The 16476-nt window shown below is 61.5% G+C and carries 14 protein-coding genes; 9 read left to right on the top strand and 5 right to left on the bottom strand.

The genetic code is table 11. The annotated features are described in order from the left end of the window. Window positions 1-40: 40 nt before the first annotated feature. The gene (locus JFN90_RS03605; RefSeq protein ID WP_199393734.1) at window positions 41-547 is read right to left on the bottom strand and encodes a hypothetical protein; all 507 of its coding nucleotides are present in this window, start codon (window positions 545-547) and stop codon (window positions 41-43) included. Between the two features lie 179 nt (window positions 548-726). Between JFN90_RS03605 and JFN90_RS03610 the strand changes: the two genes are divergently transcribed. The 9 genes from JFN90_RS03610 to JFN90_RS03650 all read left to right on the top strand — a co-directional run bounded on the left by JFN90_RS03610 (window position 727) and on the right by JFN90_RS03650 (window position 12655). Then, on the top strand, window positions 727-1941 hold the full coding sequence (locus JFN90_RS03610) for a molybdopterin molybdotransferase MoeA (RefSeq protein WP_199393735.1): 1215 nt from the start codon (window positions 727-729) through the stop codon (window positions 1939-1941). A gap of 302 nt (window positions 1942-2243) precedes the next feature. Further along, entirely contained in the window at window positions 2244-3074 is an 831-nt protein-coding gene (locus tag JFN90_RS03615; RefSeq protein ID WP_199393736.1) for a c-type cytochrome, read from the top strand. Further along, the gene (locus tag JFN90_RS03620) at window positions 3074-6598 is read left to right on the top strand and encodes a nitrate reductase subunit alpha (RefSeq protein WP_236018843.1); all 3525 of its coding nucleotides are present in this window, start codon (window positions 3074-3076) and stop codon (window positions 6596-6598) included. Before JFN90_RS03615 ends, JFN90_RS03620 begins: the two co-directional genes overlap by 1 nt. Before the next feature lie 264 nt (window positions 6599-6862). Next, window positions 6863-8317 carry a nitrate reductase subunit beta gene (gene narH, locus JFN90_RS03625; RefSeq protein WP_199393737.1) on the top strand — a complete coding sequence of 485 codons (1455 nt, stop codon included), beginning with the start codon at window positions 6863-6865 and terminating at the stop codon, window positions 8315-8317. Next, on the top strand, window positions 8314-8859 hold the full coding sequence (gene narJ, locus JFN90_RS03630; RefSeq protein WP_199393738.1) for a nitrate reductase molybdenum cofactor assembly chaperone: 546 nt from the start codon (window positions 8314-8316) through the stop codon (window positions 8857-8859). Before narH ends, narJ begins: the two co-directional genes overlap by 4 nt. Then, window positions 8853-9518: a respiratory nitrate reductase subunit gamma gene (locus JFN90_RS03635; protein ID WP_199393739.1), complete on the top strand. Its 666-nt coding sequence runs from the start codon at window positions 8853-8855 to the stop codon at window positions 9516-9518. Before narJ ends, JFN90_RS03635 begins: the two co-directional genes overlap by 7 nt. Before the next feature lie 273 nt (window positions 9519-9791). Further along, window positions 9792-11177 (top strand): NarK family nitrate/nitrite MFS transporter, encoded by a 1386-nt coding sequence (locus JFN90_RS03640; protein ID WP_199393740.1) that lies wholly within the window; start codon window positions 9792-9794, stop codon window positions 11175-11177. A gap of 121 nt (window positions 11178-11298) precedes the next feature. Beyond that, entirely contained in the window at window positions 11299-12036 is a 738-nt protein-coding gene (locus tag JFN90_RS03645; RefSeq protein WP_199393741.1) for a sulfite exporter TauE/SafE family protein, read from the top strand. A 238-nt stretch (window positions 12037-12274) separates the two neighbouring features. Beyond that, window positions 12275-12655: an endonuclease domain-containing protein gene (locus tag JFN90_RS03650; RefSeq protein WP_236018863.1), complete on the top strand. Its 381-nt coding sequence runs from the start codon at window positions 12275-12277 to the stop codon at window positions 12653-12655. A gap of 162 nt (window positions 12656-12817) precedes the next feature. Here JFN90_RS03650 and JFN90_RS03655 read toward each other — a convergent pair whose 3' ends face one another. From JFN90_RS03655 to JFN90_RS03670, 4 genes are all read right to left on the bottom strand, one after another. Further along, window positions 12818-13582: an undecaprenyl-diphosphate phosphatase gene (locus JFN90_RS03655; RefSeq protein WP_199393743.1), complete on the bottom strand. Its 765-nt coding sequence runs from the start codon at window positions 13580-13582 to the stop codon at window positions 12818-12820. Between the two features lie 166 nt (window positions 13583-13748). Next, on the bottom strand, window positions 13749-14156 hold the full coding sequence (locus JFN90_RS03660; RefSeq protein WP_199393744.1) for a hemerythrin domain-containing protein: 408 nt from the start codon (window positions 14154-14156) through the stop codon (window positions 13749-13751). Between the two features lie 138 nt (window positions 14157-14294). Beyond that, complete coding sequence (locus tag JFN90_RS03665; protein ID WP_199393745.1) at window positions 14295-15698, bottom strand: DUF6056 family protein; 1404 nt, start codon at window positions 15696-15698, stop codon at window positions 14295-14297. Between the two features lie 45 nt (window positions 15699-15743). Then, window positions 15744-16475: an FkbM family methyltransferase gene (locus tag JFN90_RS03670; RefSeq protein ID WP_199393746.1), complete on the bottom strand. Its 732-nt coding sequence runs from the start codon at window positions 16473-16475 to the stop codon at window positions 15744-15746. Window position 16476: the final 1 nt, after the last annotated feature.

Genomic DNA, 16476 nt, shown 5'->3' on the forward strand with positions numbered 1-16476 from the left:
TGCGTGCCCTGTAGGGGCGAATAATCATTCGCCCAAGGTTTTAAAAATTCCGGCTATCGTAGGCCCAATGCAACAGCGCCTGGCGCTGCCTCCTGCGGCAGGTGAGCACCCCCTCGGGGCAATTGCGCCTGATCTGGGCGATGTGCCGGGTCATCGCCTTCCAACGCTTGATCTGGCGCGCGTCGTCGGGGCAGCGGCGCCCCATGTAGTAGCGGCAGTACCATTGGAACCAGCCGCGCGGGTCGTCGCTGTAGATCCACCCCTTCTCGCGCCAGTAAGAGAGCGGCTTGGAGGCGTTGACGCCGAAGAAGTTGTACTCCGGCACATGCCGCTCGTGACAAAGCCGCGCGTTCTCGAACCACTCCCGGGGAAACTCCTCCTGGCAGTCGGTCATGTACCTGCCGCCGAAGACACCCATCTCCAGCATCTCTTTCGGAGTCAGGTCCGGCTTGAACTCGGGATGAAAGTTCTTCCCCACCGGCTCGGTACGGTAGTAGACGTACCCCTGCTGCATCATGTCGTTCACGCACACTTTGATCTTATCCACTGTGACTTGCGCTCCCTTGGCAAAACGGTAAATATGTCCGGACCAAATGTACAATGAGCGCAACAAGTGTCAAGTTGCGGAAATCTGTTGCGGTAATGGCCGCCATTTTGATACAACCGCCCTGTTCCAATGCACCGCCGCAGCGGATCGTAATAACCTGTGAGGGAGGCAGCGACGCCATGATCAGCATCGAAGAAGCGCAACGGATCATCCTGAGCCAAATCGGCCCTCTCGAGACGGAAAAGGTTACCGTCTTTCACGCCCTGAACCGGATCACCCCGCAGGACTATATCGCCCCTTGGGACATTCCCGCCGCGGACAATTCCGCGATGGACGGATTCGCCTTTCTCTTCGCGGGGGTACAGGAGAACCGGCTCAGGGTGTGCGGCTTTCTCCCGGCTGGAGAGGTGCGCGACGAACCGGTTCCCCCGGGCGAAGCGGTGAGGATCATGACCGGCGCGCCTCTGCCACCGGGATGCGATACCGTGGTTCCCATTGAGGACGTCGAGGAGGATGGCGCATTCATCGTCCTGCGCGGCAAGGTCAAGACGGGCGACCACGTGCGGCAGCACGGTGAGGATATAACCCGAGGCGACGTCGTGGTTCCAGCCGGATCGCTGTTGCGACCGCAGGAGATCGGCATGCTTTCCGCGATGGGAAGCACCTCGCTCGCCGTGCACCGACGCGCACGTGTCGCCATCCTCGCCACCGGGGACGAGTTGCTGGAACCTGGCTCGACGCCGGAGCCGGGCAAACTAATCAACAGCAACAGTTACAGCCTCGCGGCCCAGGTGCTCGATGCGGGTGGGGACCCGATACTTTTGGGGATCGCCCGCGACACGCTGGAGGCCACCTGCGACAAGATCCGGGCTGGGCTCAACGCCGATTTCCTGGTTATCACCGGCGGCGTCTCGGTGGGCGACCGCGATTTCGTCAAGGCTGCCATCGAGGAACTCGGCGGGAGCGTGAGCTTCTGGAAGGTGAACATGAAACCCGGCAAGCCGCTGGCCTTCGCGACGCTGCAGGGCAAACCGATCTTCGCCCTCCCCGGCAACCCGGTCGCCGCCATGGTCTCCTTCGAACTCTTCGTGCGCCCTACCCTGCTTAAGGCGATGGGGCACGCCCGGGTGTTCCGCCCGGTGGTCCGGGCCGAATTACAGGAGGCTACCGCCAACAAGGGGGACCGCCCCCACCTCGTGCGCGGCATCGTGTCCCAGGGAAACGGCAGCTACCTGGTCTCCACCACGGGAAACCAGAGTTCGGGCCGCCTCTCCTCACTCATCCTCGGCAACGGCCTGATGAAGCTGGCACCGGAATCCTCTTACGCCGCAGGCGACATGGTTGATGTCGTACTGCTGGACCGCAATTTCGAGATGACCCCGCAGAAAGACTGACCCCTCGTCGCCCTAGCCAAACCCTGCCCGCCGCCCAGCGCGGCGGGTCGGGCTCGACGACCGCCCCCCACTTACTTGCCTCTCCCCCTGCAAAATCAAACTATACTGCTATAATGAGTTCCGTCGCCGCCTTCACCTCATTAGCGAACATTCCATCTCCATTTTTTTGATTTAGGTCAAGAACCTTAACAAACTACTGTTCTAGAGTCTCCTGTATCCGAAGTGTTTACAACATCGCCCAGTGTACCGCTGACGCGGCTGCCGGGCGCATCGACACCCCAGAAGCTGAAGGAGAGTCATTCATGTCCCATTCGCCGTTGACGCCGATCCGTTTTATCGTCGCACTCATGCTGGCAGCAGCCGTCGCCGGGACCGCCCGGGCCGACGGAGGAAAGGAGCTCTTCGACAAGCACTGTGCCTCCTGCCACACTATCGGCGGCGGCGACGGCGGCGGCCCCGACCTGAAAGGGATCGGCGCCAAGCACCCGGCTGAGTGGCTGGTGAAGATCATCACCGATCCCGGCAAGTTGACCGCCGAGAAGGATCCCGCCCAGGCGGAACTCGTGAAGAAATTCGGCTTCGAGATGCCCAACGTGGGAGTGAGCCGAGGCGACGCGGAAAAGATCGTCGCGTTCCTGGGAGGTGGCAACGCGCCCGCTGGCGCCGGTGCCAGCGCGGATAAAGCCGCTCCCGCCGCGGCTCAACCGGCCCAGGCGGAGGCGCCGCAACAGCCCGCCGAAGTTGTGGTGACCAAGGAGCTCCTTGCCACCGGCCGCGACCTGTTCACCGGAAAGCAGCGCTTCGCCAAAGGGGGCGCGCCCTGCGTCTCCTGTCATCGCTTTGAGTACCCCGGCATCTACGGCGGCGCGCTCGCCGCGGACCTTACCAACCTTTACGGCAAGATGGGCGAGAACGGCGTGCGCGGCGTGCTGAAAAGCCTCAGCTTCCCCATCATGAAGAAGATCTACGCGGAGCGCCCCCTGACCGATGAAGAATCCACCGCGCTGACCGCCCTGTTCAAGGACGCCGCCGCCAGGAAGCACGCCGCGAGCGATCCGTATCCCGCCGCCGGCCTCGGTTTCTTCGCCATCTGCCTCATCGCCGTCCTGCTGTTCAAGAGGAGAACCAAGTAATGTCACATAACAGGATCAAGGACGACTGCTCGGCGCACAACCGCCAGTGGGAGGAGCTGTACCGGAACCGGGCCCAGTACGACAAGGTGGTGCGCTCCACCCACGGCGTCAACTGTACCGGTGGCTGCAGCTGGATGGTGCACGTGAAGGACGGCATCGTGGGCTGGGAGCTGCAGGCGAACGACTACCCGCAGTTCGACGGCAGCATCCCCAATCACGAACCGCGCGGCTGCACCCGCGGCATCAGCTTCTCCTGGTACCTCTACAGTCCGCTGCGCGTGAAGCACCCGTACCTGCGCGGCGCCCTGCTGGACCGCTGGAACGAGGCGAAGAAGGTCCACACCGACCCGGTCGAGGCCTGGGCCAGCATCGTGGAGAATCCGGATGCGCGCGCCTCCTACACCGGGCAGCGCGGCATGGGGGGCTTTAGGCGCGGCGACTGGGACACCGTCACCGAAATCATCGCCGCCTCCAGCATCTACACCGCCAAGAAGCACGGACCGGACCGGGTGGTCGGCTTCTCCCCGATTCCCGCCATGTCCATGATCAGCTACGCGGCGGGGAGCCGCTTCCTGCAGCTTTTCGGCGGCGTCGCCATGAGCTTCTACGACTGGTACTGCGACCTCCCGCCTGCATCCCCGCAGGTCTGGGGCGAGCAGACCGACGTGAACGAGTCGGCGGACTGGTACAACGCCTCCTACATCGTGCTGTGCGGCTCCAACGTCCCGATGACCCGCACCCCGGACGCCCACTACCTCACCGAGGCGCGCTACCGCGGGACCAAAGTGGTGGTGATGTCGCCGGACTACTCCATGGCAAGCAAGTTCGCCGACGCCTGGCTCCCGGTTGAGCAGGGGCACGACGGCGCGTTCTGGATGGCGCTGAACCACGTGATCCTAAAGGAGTTCTACGCCGAGCGGCAGGTTCCCTTCTTCGAGGAATACGTCACCAAGTACACCGATTTCCCGTTCCTGGTGGAGTTGACGCCGGAAGGGGGACAGGCACCTGCGGAGCCAGTCCCCGTGTGGCGCCAGGGGGAACTGGTGCGCGCCGCCCGCTTCGAGCGCTCCGCCTCGCTGGAGCACGCGGAGTGGTGCCTGTGCGTCGCCGACAAGAGCGGCGAGGTGCGCGTGCCCAACGGCAGCCTCGGCTCGCGCTGGAGCAAGCAGGAGGGGCAGTGGAACCTGGACATGAAGGACGTGGTCGACGGCGCGGAGATCGATCCCGCCCTCACCTTCCTGGGACAGGAGACACGGAAGGTGCTGTTCCGCTTCGAGGGCGAAAAGGATGCGGTGCGTGAGGTGCCGGTGCGCCGGGTGCAAACCGCAGACGGCGAGATCGTGGTCACCACGGTCTTCGATCTCCTCATGGCGCAGTTCGGCGTTTCCCGCGGGCTCTCCGGCGACTACCCGCACGGCTACGATTCCGACCTCCCCTTCACCCCGAAGTGGCAGGAGAAGCACACCGGCATCGATGCCGAAACGCTGATCAAGATCGCCCGTGAATGGGGCCAGAACGGCGAGCAGAGCCGCGGTCGCAACATGGTCATCATCGGCGCCGGGGTGAACCACTGGTACCACAACGACCTCATCTACCGCGCCGCCATCACCGCGCTCATCCTCACCGGGAGCGTGGGCAGAAACGGGGCGGGGCTCGCCCACTACGTAGGCCAGGAGAAGGTGGCGCCGCTCTCCCCCTGGACCTCCATCGCCATGGCACAGGACTGGGTCAAGGGGAGCCGGCTGCAGAACACGCCGAGCTTCTGGTACATGCACTCGGACCAGTGGCGCTACGACCGCAACTTCGTGGATTACTTCAAGCCGGAGACCGGCGACAAGATGCCGATGCACGCGGCGGATTTCAACGCCAAGGCGGTGCGCCTGGGGTGGCTTCCCTTCGCGCCGCACTTCAACGCGAATCCCTTGGAGCTGATGAAAGACGCGAAAAAGGACGGATGCGGTGATGACGAAGCGACCCGGTCCTGGCTGGTAGACCGGATCAAGAGCGGCAAGACCCGCTTCGCCATCGAGGACCCGGACGCCGCCGGCAACTCGCCCAAGGTGTGGTTCATCTGGCGCGGCAACGCCATCTCGGCCAGCGCCAAGGGGCACGAGTTCTTCCTGAAGCACGTGCTGGGCGCCCCCAACTCCAGCGCCAGCGCCAAGGAAGTCGCCAAGGGGCAGGTGAAGGACATCGTCTGGCACGAAAAGGCGCCCGAGGCGAAGGTGGATCTCGTGATCGACCTGAACTTCAGGATGGATACCTCAACCCTCTACTCCGACATCGTGCTCCCCGCGGCCACCTGGTACGAGAAGAGCGACCTCAACACCACCGACATGCACTCCTTCGTGAACTGCATGGACGCCGCCGTGCCGCCGTCATGGGAGTCCAAGTCGGACTGGAAGATCTTCAGCAAGATCGCCAAGAAGGTGAGCGAGCTGGCGGCGATCCACCTACCGGAGCCGGTGAAGGACGTCATCGCCGCGCCGCTTCTGCACGACACGCCGGGAGAGATCGCCCAACGGTCGGTCAAAGATTGGAAACTCGGGGAATGCGAGCCGGTGCCGGGCAAGACCATGCCCAACCTGGCTATCGTCGAGCGCGACTACGTGAACCTCTACAACCGCTTCCTCTCGCTCGGCCCCAACATCGGGCACCTGGGGTCGCACGGCAACTACTACGACGCCGACGACGAGCACGAGAAGCTGTTGAGGGAGCTTCCCAACAGGACCTGGAACGGCAAGAGCTACGTCGACCTGGCGGACGAGAAGGTGGTGGCGGACGCGATCCTGTCGTTGGCACCCGAGACCAACGGAGAGTTGGCGCACCGCGCCTACCAGAACCTGGAAAAACGGGTCGGCAAGCCCCTCGCCCAGCTCGCCGCAGGCGCGCGCGAAATACGCGTCAAGTGGGAGGACGTGACCCAGAAACCGCGCCGGATCATTAACTCCCCGATCTGGAGCGGCCTGGTGAACGGCGGGCGCCCCTACTCCCCCTACACGCTGAACGTGGAGCACCTGGTGCCCTGGCGCACCCTAACGGGGAGGCAGTCGCTCTACCTGGACCACCCGTACTACCGCGAGTTCCACGAGGGTCTCCCGACCTTCAAGGGGAAACTGAACCCGGCCCTTCTGGACGAGACCGAGGGGGAAACCGGGCTGGTGTTGAACTTCCTGACGCCGCACGGGAAATGGGGCATCCACTCCACCTACAGCGACAACCTGAGGATGCTCACCCTGTCGCGTGGCGGGCAGGCGGTCTGGCTGAACCACCTGGATGCGGCCGGTGCCGGCATCGAGGACAACGAGCAGATCGAGGTCTACAACGCCAACGGCGTGGTGGTCTGCCGCTCCATCGTATCCTCTAGGATCCCCCGCGGTGCGGCCGTTATGTACCACGCGCCGGAGCGGACCCTGAACATCAAGAAGTCCAAGAAGAGCGGCAAGCGCGGCGGCGTGCACAACAGCCTTTCGCGGATCCGGCTGAAGCCGACCCTGATGCTCGGGGGGGTACGCGCAGTTTAGCTATTACTTCAACTACTGGGGCCCAACCGGCGTGAACCGCGACAGTTACGTGGTGGTCAGGAAGCTGAAGTAAGGGACCGTGCGGTGGACCTGTAGGGGCGAATAATCATTCGCCCACACCGCCTCGCACCAGCTGACATCGTCACCTTCCCGAGGGGGAGAGTGGACGGGCGAATGATTATTCGCCCCTACAGTTAAACGACGAGCGCCGTGGCAAACGCCCCCTTGGAGGGAGCGGACAATGCAGCGCTCAAGGAGCCATATATGGATGTAAGAGCTCAAATAGTGATGGTCTTCAACCTGGACAAGTGTATCGGCTGTCACACCTGTTCGATCTCCTGCAAGAACATCTGGACCGACCGCAAGGGCGCCGAGTACATGTGGTGGAACAACGTCGAGACCAAACCCGGCGTCGGCTACCCCAGGCAGTGGGAAGACCAGGAGCGCTTCAAGGGTGGCTGGGTGGTCGACGGCAAGAAGCTGAAGCTGAAGGCGATGGGCAAAGGCCCTACCCTTGCCAACATGTTCTTCCAGCCCAACATGCCGAAGATCGAGGACTACTACGAGCCCTTCGACTTCGACTACGGCAACCTCGCCGGCGCCAAGGAGGCGAAAGATCAGCCGGTCGCCGAGGCATTTTCCCAGATCTCGGGAAAGAAGATCGAGGAGATCCAGGGGGGACCGAACTGGGACGACGACCTCTCCGGCTCCCAAATCTACGCCGCCAAGGACCTGAACCTCAAGGACAAAAAAGTGATCGAGTCCTACGATTCGATGTTCATGCAGTACCTGCCGCGCATCTGCAACCACTGCCTGAACCCGGCCTGCGTTGCCTCCTGCCCCTCCCGCGCTCTCTACAAACGGGGCGAGGACGGCATCGTGCTGGTCGACCAGGAGGTCTGCAAGGGGTGGCGCTTCTGTACCAGCGCCTGTCCGTATAAGAAGGTCTATTTCAACTGGAACACCGGCAAGGCGGAAAAGTGCATCTTCTGCTACCCGCGGGTGGAGACCGGGCAGTGCAACGCCTGCGCCCACAGCTGCGTCGGACGCATCCGCTACGTGGGCGTCCTGCTCTACGACGCGGACGCGGTGGAAGGGGCGGCCCTAAAGGGGGATACCGAACTCGTCGAGGCGCACCGCGACGTGATCCTCGACCCGCGCGACCCTGAAGTCTGCCGGCTGGCCAAGGAAAACGGGATCTCTGACAACTGGCTGGAAGCTGCGGTCGCCTCGCCGGTCTACGCGCTGGTCAAGGAGTTCCGGATCGCGCTCCCGCTGCACCCGGAGTTCAGGACCGTCCCCATGGCGTACTACATCCCTTCCCTGTCGCCGGTTCTCTCTACCTGGGGCGACACCCATAAGCTCCTGGAGCACGGCATGATCCCGGCACTTGAGACCCTGCGCGTCCCCATCGGCTACCTGGCAAGCCTGCTCTCAGCCGGCAACGAGGAGGTCATCGAGGAAACCTTGAAGAAACTGATCGCCATCCGGGTCCAGATGCGGGCGGAGAACCTGGGGCTGCCGGCGGACCCGGCGCTGCTCGCAGATGCGGGGCTGGACGAGGCAGCGGCTAAGAGGCTGTACCGGCTCTTCACGGTGGCGGGCTACAACGAGCGCAACGTGATCCCGCCCCAACAGCGCGAGGAGCAGGATCCGCAGCGGCGCAAGCAGGAGGCCGGCTTCGGCATCCTCAAAAAGACCAGGGGAGGCGGCAAATGAGCATGCAGCAGAGTTACCACGCCCTGTCGCGACTTTTGGAGTACCCGCAAGAGCGGGAGGAGCTGGAGATTTCCTATGACGCCCTGGCCGCCTACCTGAGACGGAGCGACATCGCGTCGAGCGTCCATCTCTTCGGCGAAATGCTGAGCGGCTCCACTTTATCTGAACTGCAAGAGGATTACGTGGCCCGCTTCGACTTCAACCCCGCGGCGGCTCCCTACCTGGGGCACCACCTGTACGGCGACAACCAGAAGAAGGGCGGCTACATGATCCAGGTGAAACAGGAGTATGGCAGGCACGACTTCGAGGCACCGGCTGAGGAACTGCCGGACCACCTGGGCGTGGTGCTCGCGTTCCTGGCACACCTCGCCAGCCGCGGCGAGGACGCGACCCGCCGCGAGTTCATCGAGAAACTGGTCCTGCCCGGGATCAACAAGCTGCTTGGGTCTTCGGTCGAGCGCGACGCATCCCCCTGGCTTACCTTGATCGAGGCGGCTGAACTATTGTGCAGCGCGGACTGCCGCGAGGAGGCAACATGCTGAACTCTTTGATCTTCATCGCCCTCCCCTACGCTGCCTTGGCGCTACTGCTCCTGGTCACTCCGTACCGTTTTTTGAGCAACCGGCTCACCTGGACCGCCTATTCGACCCAATTCCTGGAGCGCAAGGTCCTCTACTGGGGCATCAACCCGTGGCACTACGGCATCCTGCCCATCCTGCTGGCGCACATCCTCGGCTTCGCCTTCCCGGGCATCTTCAAGCCCTTCCTCGGCAACCCGGAAACACTGCTCGGGGTGGAAAGCGTCTTGCTCGGGCTGGGGATCTTCGCGGTACTGGGGGTGCTGCTCCTTCTGCTGCGCCGCGTCAACTCGGGGATGCTGAAGCGCGTCACCTTCAGCTCGGACTGGCTGATCCTGTACCTGCTGCTGTTCCAGGCCGGCACCGGGATCTACATCGGCTATTTCATGCGCTGGGGGTCGCAGTGGTACCTGCACACGGCGGTGCCGTACCTGTGGTCCATCGTGTCGTTCCAGCCTCAGATCGACTACGTCGCCGACCTCCCGCTGGTGTTCAAGCTGCACGCCGCCTGTGCCTTCCTGATCGTGGCGGTGCTGCCGTTCACCAAGCTGGTGCACATGCTCTACCTGCCGTTCGATTTCCTGAAGGATCCGCCGCTGTTGTACCGGTGGCGGTCGAAATAAAGGTCGCGGCTGAAGTAAAGACTTCCCCCTCCCTGTCCCTCCCCCTCCGGGGGCGGAGACGCGATGCCAGGTCGTATGGCACAAAGCCTCCCCCAGGAGGGGGGAGGTTGGAGGGGGGAACTCCGGTGACAGCAGCAAGGTCTTCCCCCTCCCTGTCCCTCCCCCTCCAGGGGAGGGAACCAGACGGCAGGGACAGTTGTGAATGCAGCATTTGTGAATGCAGCGTTTGTTGATTTAGGATTTTGGGGGCATTTGAAAATCTCAGGAGGGATGATGTCGTCACGAGTACTGGCAGTATGGAGCCCGGAGGATGCGCAGTTCTGGGAGGAGCAGGGCAAGGACGTCGCCTACCGGAATTTGTGGATCTCGATCCCGGCGCTTTTCCTCTCCTTCGCGGTATGGATGGTCTGGAGCGTGGTCGTGGTGAACCTGCAGACGATCGGCTTCGCCTTCGATGCGGACAAGCTATTCTGGCTGGCGGCGCTGCCAGGCCTCTCCGGCGCGACGCTGCGCATCTTCTATTCCTTCATGGTTCCCATCTTCGGCGGCAGGACCTGGACCACCATCAGCACCGCGTCGCTCCTGATCCCGGCAGTCGGCATCGGGTTCGCGGTGCGGGATCCAAACACGAGCTACAGCACCATGCTACTGCTGGCGTTTTTGTGCGGCCTCGGCGGCGGCAACTTCGCCTCCAGCATGTCCAACATCAGTTTCTTCTTCCCCAAGGCGCTCAAGGGTACCGCTCTCGGGCTTAACGCGGGCCTGGGCAACCTGGGCGTGAGCGCGATGCAGTTCCTGGTGCCGCTGGTCATCACCACCGGCACGTTCGGCGCCCTCTGTGGCGATCCGCAGGTCTGCGTCACCAAGGGGGTCTCCACCACGGTCTGGATGCAAAACGCGGGCTTCGTCTGGGTCCCTTTTATCATCCTCGCCACCCTGGCCGCCTGGTTCGGCATGAACGACATCGCCGACGCCAAGGCGTCCTTCAAGGAACAATCGGTCATCTTCAAGCGCAAGCACAACTGGATCATGTGCTGGCTCTACCTCGGCACCTTCGGTTCGTTCATCGGCTACTCGGCCGGACTGCCGCTGTTGATCAAATCGCAGTTCCCCACCATCAACCCTATGCAGTACGCCTTCCTGGGTCCCCTGGTCGGCGCGCTGTTTCGGCCGGCCGGGGGATGGATCGCCGATAAACTCGGTGGCGCCCGGGTCACCTTCTGGAACTTCGTCGCCATGACCGCCGCCGGCTTCGGGGTGCTGCACTACCTCCCGAGCCAGGGGAACCCAGGCGACTTCTGGGGTTTTCTCGCCATGTTCATCCTGTTGTTCGTCACCACAGGTATCGGCAACGGGTCGACCTTCAGGATGATCCCGGTCATCTTCCTCACCGAGCGGCAACGTGCGGCGGGCGACCTAAGGCGCGAGGCGCAGGCCAGGGCCGCGACAGAAGCGGGAAAGGAAGCCGCCGCCGTCCTCGGCTTTTGCTCCGCGTTCGCAGCCTACGGTGCCTTCTTCATCCCCAAGGCCTTCGGAAGCTCGATCACCCATACAGGCGGACCTCAGGCGGCGCTCTACGGTTTCCTCGTTTTCTACCTGAGCTGTATCGTCCTCACCTGGTACTGGTATTCGCGTAAAAATGCGGAGATGCCCTGCTAAAGAGGAACGTACGACAGCACCGGGAAAGTGTGGTATCTTCTCCCGGTGCCCGAACGGGCAGGTTAGCGACAACACTCAAGGTTTGCGGCGGTGTCGCGCCGCTGGACCGCCAGAGGGTTACATGATCCTGGAACTTCTGATACCAATGTTGTTGTGCACCCTGCTGGTCGCGGTCCTCTACTCGTGCGTGGGACACGGCGGTGCCTCGGGTTACATCGCGGTGCTGGCGCTTTTCAGCGTGGCGCCGGAGGTGTTCAAGCCGACCGCGCTCACCCTGAACCTCCTGGTGGCGGGGATCGCCACCTTCTCTTTCGCCCGCGCCGGGCACTTCTCGTGGCGCCTGTTCTGGCCCTTCGCTGCGACCTCGATCCCATTCAGTTTCCTGGGCGGCTACCTCACCCTCCCCTCCCACATCTACCGTCCGCTGGTCGGCGTGATATTGCTCCTCTCTGCATCGCGCCTGCTGCTGCAAAAAAATCAGAGTTCGGTACGCACCTCTCCCCCAGCCACCCCGACCGCCATGGCCATCGGGGCAGCCCTTGGGCTTCTGTCCGGTCTCACCGGCGTGGGGGGCGGCATCTTCCTCAGTCCGCTGCTTCTGCTATGCAAATGGGGTGAGCCGAGGGAGGTCTCGGCGGTGGCCGCGCTCTTCATCCTGGTAAATTCAGGAGCGGGACTCTTGGGGCACTTGAGCGGGGTGCAGGCAATACCGAGCTATGCGCCGCTCATGGCCGGGAGCGCGCTGCTCGGTGGTGTGGTCGGTTCGCTGCTGGGAAGCCGCCACCTCCCCGTCCCCACCATCATGCGAGTGCTCTCGCTCGTCCTCGCCATCGCCGGATTCAAGCTGCTGTTAGTCTAAGATCTGCCGGGGTATCCTCTCCCTCTGGGAGAGGGTGGCCGGAGGCCGGGTGAGGGGTGGTGCCAGATGACACCATGTCATCCCCTTGCAAGGCCCTCACCCCTGCCCCTCTCCCAAAGGGCGAGGGGTGGGCAGACAGGTATCGGAGACCGAGAATCATCAGCTAAAGTGACAAATCAGCTACTAGCTCGACATCAAAATCTCCCTCTCCCTTCGGGAGAGGGTCGGGGTGAGGGCGATGCCATATGCGACGCATTCGAAATTGCCTGAAAATCTGCGGGACTTCGCCCGCTCTCTTAGGGGCAACCAGACCGATGCAGAAAACCTGCTTTGGCTGCTTCTTAGGAATCGCCAGCTAGGCTTCAAGTTTCGCAGACAGCACCCAATAGCTGGATACATCTTGGACTTTTTCTGCCACGAGGCGGGACTTTGCATCGAGCTCGATGGAGGGCAGCATAACAGCTATGCAGCAGCAGCAAGAGATAAGCATCGGACAGAGAAGCTTGCCACCCTTGGGATCTGCGTAATCAGGTTTTGGGATCACGAAGTGCTGAGGGACACGGAAGGGGTACTGGAAAAGATCTACTTGGAGTTGGCGAAAAGGGCGGAGCGAGAGTAGGCCCTCACTCCTGCCCTCTCCCAGAGGGCGAGGGGGTGGATGTGCAGTTCCGTCGGAGGGTTCCGGCAGTTGGAAAGCCACCCCCATTCTCCCTCTCCCCCCGGGAGAGGGCCGGGGGACGGCGATGCAACTGGCGCTGTCCGTCCCCGGCTGAGAGACCCTCTAAAAAAGAAAAACCAGGAAAAGCACCCCGACGATGATGCGGTAGATGCCGAAGGGGATGAAGGTGTGGCTGGTGACGAATTTCAGCAGGGCCTTGATGCCGATGACGCCGAAGATGAACGAGGTGACGAAACCGACGGCGATGTTCTGCCAGTCCGCCGCGTGGAAGACCGTGTAGTTCTTATAGACGTCGTAACAGGTGGCGGCGAGCATGGTGGGGAGCGCCAGCAGGAAGGAAAATTCCGTGGCGTCCTTGCGGTCCAAGCCGCAGATCAGACCGCCCATGATGGTGGCGCCGGAACGGGAAACGCCCGGGACCATGGAGAGACACTGCACCAGACCGATGGAGAAGGCCTGCTTGTAGCTGATCTCGTCGAGGGTGTGGGTGGTGGCGGGCCGGTCCTTCATCCAGAGCTCGATGACGATGAAGGCGACGCCGCCGGCGATGAGCATGTAACTCACCAGCGACGGCTGGAAGAACGACTTGACCAGCTTGTAGAGCAGAAAGCCGATGGTGCCGGTGGGAAGAAAGGCGAAGCAGACTTTCTTGATCAGGTCCGGACGCGCGAGGAGCTGCTTGCGGTACACCTCGACCACGGCGAGCATGGCCCCTAACTGAATGACCACCTCGAAAACCTTGTGCGCCTCAGACTGCTGCAGCTTCAAAAGGGTTGAAGCCAGGATGAGATGCCCGGTGGATGAAACGGGAAGGAACTCGCTCAACCCCTCCACGATGCCCAGTACTATCGCCTCGAATATACCCACGGATAGCTCCTCTTATTGCACTGATTTAAGCGAGGTAAGATACCCGATGCAGCCGGCGTTGTAAAGGGAACAAGCGTCCTGCAGTCTTTGCCGACGGGTTAGCGGGCGAAGCGGGAAAGGACCTGGAACCACTGGGGCGCCCGTGGTTCCAGGCGTGGGAAAACGGTTAGTGCTGCAGCTTGTCGTAGGCGGCGTAGAGGGTGTTCTCCTCGCTGCGCAACCGCCTGGAGATGGTGGCGAAGAGCCTTCCCAGGGCCTTGGCGAACTCTATATCGATCACCGCATCGTCGGCGGCGTACTTTTTGAAGAAGGCCACGGCGTTGCCGGATATCTCGTCCATGTCCTTGGCGTAAAAATCAACGGTACGTTTCAAAGCCTGGTCCGCCTGCGCGGCCTTGTTCAGCACCGGGTAGAGTTGCGCGTCCTCCTTGCGCAGATGCGCGAGCAGCGTCGACTGCGCCGCCAAAAGGAGCCTGTGCGCCTCCTTGTTGGTGATGCTGGTATCCTTGACGCGGTTGAGCATATCCTCGATTGCCACGTGATCCCGTTTCAGCTCATCTATCAACCTTGCCATCTGTCACCTCTCCTACTGCTTTTTTTGATCATTCGCTTGATCAGCCTGATTTGAAGTATAGGCCGGCGAGGAGGCAAGAGGGTTGACGCAGGTCAAGCAAATGAAATATGCGAGAGAGGAGCAGAAAAGGTAGGACCGCTAAAGCCGCTTTTTCACCAGGGAGACGCTTTTCTTACCGAAATAGGCTGCGTAGGCACTGTTGACCCAATCCTTAGAGTCAGAAGAGATGAAGTAAAAGTAGAGGCTGGCAGGGCGGGTTGTAACGTCGTCAGTAGTCCAGTGGCTGGCAGCGCAGTGAATGACTTGCGATTGTTTTTGCTGCATCTCCCTGCTGTAACGAAGTGAATCGCCACTTAAAAGATCCTTGGTCACTGTCACAAAATTGGACCTCTGCAGGCAGAACAAAACCGCCAGGAACGCGACGACGACGAACCCGTACCGTTTGGACGGGATGTTCTTCAAGAAGGCCAACGCCGGGTCTCCGAGTTTGGAAGAGATGACAGCTACGTTTACCATCAAGCCGATCATGAAGAAGAAGTAAATGATGTTGAGTACGCGGTTTTGCGGGTTCATCCCCGTGGCCCAGTACGGTATGAAGAAGGCCACCATGACGAGAAGTAACAACATGCCCATCGAGTACAGGATCCTGATGCTGCCGTAGATGGCCCTCAGTTGAGGTCTGCTGATGACGGTACAGAAAACCGCCGTCACAAGGATCAATGTCACAGGATAGGTCATCCATACTTCCATGGAAGCAAGAGAAGCTTTGAAAGCATTCCAGGCTATGGCCCATATGTTCCTGTGAGTATCGTAGTCACTCTTCATGCGTGCGAAATTGCCGGGGGCGAAAACTCCGATACAGCTACCCGTTGCGACCGCCACGAATGTCGCGATGTGAAATGGTGCCAGCGTCTTTTTCGACACATACTGATAGGCGATCCACGTCAAGCTGAGAAGGAATGTCAGAGACAACACGATCTCGTTGGTGCCACTCAGAAGGAGGGACAACGCAAGGACTGCTCCCTTGTTCCATTGGTTGTCATATTTCCGGTCCTGTTCCACCAGAAGTACCAACGAAAGCCACAGGATCATCATCGTTGCAGCGACCTGGTAAGTGGCCACTCCCGCCATCCAGTAAAGCCAAGACCTCAGGTCATCCACCTGGTCCAGACAGGCGAAGAGCAAGGCGAGCGAGAATACCAACTTTTCCTGCCACGCGAGAGTCCGTTTTGTCAGTGCATGTATCAGAAGGTACAGCGAACCTAGCTGGGCGGTGATGAGGATGGCAAAAAAGAGTCTGTACCCGGCAAGACTGTCATAGACAAGCGGATTAATGCTGAGCAGCGCGGTCGACGTGAAACGTCCCGACCACTTGATATACCAGTCATGCTGCCCTTGAAAAAATCCTAAGTCCCGAGCGGCAACGGAGTAAACGAAATCATCGGTTTGAGGATAAGCAAAGAAGCAGTTAACGACAAATGGAAGTATCAACAGCGTCAAAAGCAGTGCCGCCATAGTCTTCTTCGAATCTGAAATCGGCATCCTTCGTCCTCTTACAGGTCCCGGTGGTCTGAGGGTTTGATGCAATCAGGAAGCCTCGTTGCGGAAGAATACGCCATCCACCTGGTAGGTCCTCCCGGTGGCGTCATCGGAAAAGCAGGGGTTAGCGTCGTAAAGGGCAAAGCCCAGGGCTTCCACCGCATCGATCACCTCCCGAAAAAGAGGCTCTCCCTGGTACAGCGGCTGCAATGAGAGTTCGAGCTGCACGCCGATTACCTGCCCCAGCACCCTTTCTGCGCCGCGCAGCACGGGGAGTTCGTACCCCTGCACGTCGATCTTGAGGAAGACCCTGTCGCCGGGTGAGAGGTATGACAGCACAGCCTCATCGAGCCGGCGCATCGGGACCTTCTCAGTGGCCACGGTCCTGACGCGGGGCTCCGCCTGCAGGTGCGCCTCGGAAACGGAGAGCAGCGAACTGCTTTCCAGGTTGGCGGACACGTTGATCTCGACCTCCCCCGAGCTCTCCCCAAGCGCCTGGCGCGGGGCTACGGTCAGGGCCGGGTCCGTGCGGGCGAGCTTGACGAGGGCGGCGTGGGCCTCTTGCAAGGGATCGAAGCAGATGATCCTGCCACGGTAGCCGATGGAGCGGAGGTGCCGTGCGAACTGACCGGTGTTGGCGCCAACGTCCAGCACCGTGTCGATCCGGTGCTGCTCCAGCATGCGGGCAAGCCGCGCCGCCTCGGAGCGCGCCGGACGATACGCGCGCAGGTCCACCCCGAAGCGCCTCGCCAATTTCTTGATGAACAGTTCAAACTGCACG

It is taken from the genome of Geomonas propionica (genome assembly GCF_016458235.1).
In the GTDB taxonomy this organism is placed as follows: domain Bacteria; phylum Desulfobacterota; class Desulfuromonadia; order Geobacterales; family Geobacteraceae; genus Geomonas; species Geomonas propionica.